Origin of the sequence: Oscillibacter sp. CAG:155 (assembly GCA_000436875.1) — a bacterium.
Taxonomy (GTDB): domain Bacteria; phylum Bacillota; class Clostridia; order Oscillospirales; family Oscillospiraceae; genus Oscillibacter.
On the sequence record FR890854.1, the window covers coordinates 1 to 509 of the forward strand.

Below are 509 nucleotides of genomic sequence, written 5' to 3' on the forward strand. Positions count from 1 at the left end.
CCCACACCGGCAGAGTTGCCCAGAAGAACGCCCAAAATCGGCAGTTCATTCATGAAAACTTTCCTCCATTTCTTTTTCCAAAAAATTGTTTTCCCTGCTGGTCATCCCAACAGGCACTTTCCTTCGCCCTATATAGCAAAAAACGTGCCATTTTTTGACGTTATTCGTTCTTTAACGAGGTGTAAACAAAATCTGTACAAATCCAACTTTTCCCCCAAGATGCCTTTTGCAGTTTTGCACAGAGCCGTCTCGCTACGGATTGCTACTTTGCTTCGTAAAAGTATTGCCCATTTTGAAACAGTTTGAACTGTAACGTTTCATTTCAGATGTGCAAGCGTTTCATTTTCGTTTCCTTTGATGCAGCCTTCTTCACGCAGAGACTTGATTTCCACAAACGCGCAAAAAAATATGCGGCCCCGATTTGGGGCCGCACATTTTTTTGAAAAGTTGGATTCTCAGCTCAAGCCGTTGCTGGCCATGTAGTCCGCCTCGTACTCGCTGACATAGGC

General features: G+C 44.4%; 1 protein-coding gene. It reads left to right on the forward strand.

The genetic code is table 11. The annotated features are described in order from the left end of the window. Positions 1–306, forward strand: a 306-nt coding sequence (locus QZL67_RS02280; protein WP_292919704.1) for a hypothetical protein, incomplete at its 5' end; no start/stop codon positions are given. Positions 307–509: the final 203 nt, after the last annotated feature.